Annotated in this window: 1 pseudogene; it reads right to left on the bottom strand. The window is 44.4% G+C overall.

Annotated elements, in window-relative coordinates:
• A pseudogene (locus ACE1CM_RS44140) lies at positions 1-2,236 on the bottom strand (serine/threonine protein kinase); the annotation flags it as partial.

The following is a 2,236-nucleotide window of genomic DNA, read 5'->3' as shown; positions in this document are numbered from 1 at the left end:
ACAATAATATGCTTCAAGCATGTAGCTTGCGGCGACTTTTTCTTTGCCCCAATCGAGATAGAATTTGGCGGCGAGTTCGTTAGCGAGGGCTTCGTCTTGGATGTAGCCGTTTTCTTTGGCGAGGGAGATTGCAAGGTCGTAAAGAGCGATCGCCATTGCCTTTTCACCAACAACTCGACACCGTTCTGCTTCGATTAACTCATATTTATGTTGGTGATTCATTGGTGCATGATGCGCCCAGTGCTGCATTGTTTTCTGGTTCGCTACAACTTGTTTCAGTGTTTCGTCTAGCGCTGGGTTGGAGCAGTAAGGATAGAGGGCTAGTCGCGTCAAAGAATCGTAGAGATTGAAGAGAGGCATGAATGGCATGGCTGTCATACCATTGACGAAATAAGTTGCTGCCAGGGTTGCATTTTCTAGTGCTTCTGGATACTTGCCAAATAGATAGCACAGCATCAGTTTGTAGGTGTGTAAGTTACATAGTCCCTGGATGTCTCTAGCGGCTTGATATTGCGATAGAGAATGCGCTTCGTCAAAGGATTCACCCACTAACTGAAAGAGCAACTCAGAACGTCCCATCAAGTTGAGAATAACTTGCCGTAACATGCCACAGTAGTTGAAAGTAATCTCGTGCTTGAGTTTCTCAATAGCATCTCGATAGATGGCAACTTTCTGTTCTAAATCAACGAGGCTTTGACCCAAGACATAAGCAGATTCACATTCACTGTAATAATTCCATGCCACATGTTCTACATCTCCGGTGTCTAAACCAGTTTGTTGCCCTAACCGGAATAGGGATAAAGTTTCTTTGAGCGGCACTTTCCAATGCAGAATGAATTTACCAATCGCAAATAATGTCTTGCTCTTGATGACTTCATCTCGAAACTGTGACAACAAGTGCAATGCTAAATGACCCACTTGAGACCCCAACTCAATGTCATTCGCATCACTACAGAGCAGGATTCCATAACAAGCATAAGCAAAAGCAGAAAAAGCACTATTTCCACGATCGATCGACAACTGAACTTGTTTGGTAACTATCAGAGGAAACAGTCCGGGACAGGCGACGAACGTAGCGGGAATCATTGTGCTGAGGATTCCCATTGCTGCTAACGAGTTAGCATCAGTCATTTGAGGCAAGCGGCTTAAGTTTTCCATCCCCGTTGCAGCAATGAGGGAAGCTGTGTTTGCCAGCGCTTGACCAATGTCTGCGCCAGTTGGCTCTTCTGGAAAACCGATCCCCAGCAATCTTAGGATTTGTAACCCGATGGCGATCGCTTCTAACATCCGACTCTGGGCTGTTAGTGCGTTGATTTGAATTTCGTAAATTTTAACTTTGTCAAGTACAGTTTGGGCCGAGCGCAAAGCCCGATCTGCCATTGCTTCCATATGATTAAAATCGGCATTCAAGTAGGCAGTTTCCGCCGCAGCCACATAAAGATTCAAAGTTAATTCATACTGAGTTTGCCAACAGTTGTCAATCAGTAAGTCCAGCCCTGTTTTCACAAAATTTCTGGCAGCGGCGTAGGCTGTAGAATTTCTGGCTTTCTTTCCGGCTGCTAAGTTAAGTTGAGCTAAGGTTTCTCGTTCTTGGGCTTGAGTAATTAAATCCTGACCTAAATTCAAATGCCCAACAATATCAAACAGCTTTTCTTCCTTTTCTATCTCTGATAATTTTTGTTGGAGTAATTGTCCAATTTTGAGATGAGTTGCCTGTTTCTGGTTTTCCGGAATCAATGAATAAGCCGCCTGTTGAACGCGATCGTGTAGAAACCGATACCCGACATTTTCGATATTGTCGGTATTGACATCTGCTTCATCCAGGCTCAGATAAAATTTATACACTTCACTTTGTGGCAGGATTAATCCTTCCTGCAACGCTTTCCACAAAGCATCTGCCGCATCAGCTGGCGATCGCTCTGAAACGATCGCCAACCTCTCCAAATCAAAAGAGTTGCCTATACAAGCAGCAAGTTTCAAAATGTCTTGAGTTTTACCAGGCAATTTCTGCAACTGATTCGCCATAAACTCCACCACATCGTCGGTGAGAGATAGCGCCTTCACTTGAGCTAAATCGCATTCCCAATAGCCCCGATCGCGATTAAATGTAATATATTTATCTTCGTGTAATGCTTTGAGAAACTGGGTGATAAAAAAGGGATTGCCTTGGGTTTTGCGCTCGATTAATTCCGTTAGGGGACGCGAAAGCGCGCTCTCACACTTCAACGTCTCGGCA

The sequence above is a fragment of the Microseira sp. BLCC-F43 genome (genome assembly GCF_041929235.1).
Classification (GTDB): domain Bacteria; phylum Cyanobacteriota; class Cyanobacteriia; order Cyanobacteriales; family Aerosakkonemataceae; genus Microseira.
This window is presented reverse-complemented; position numbering and strand designations above follow the sequence as displayed.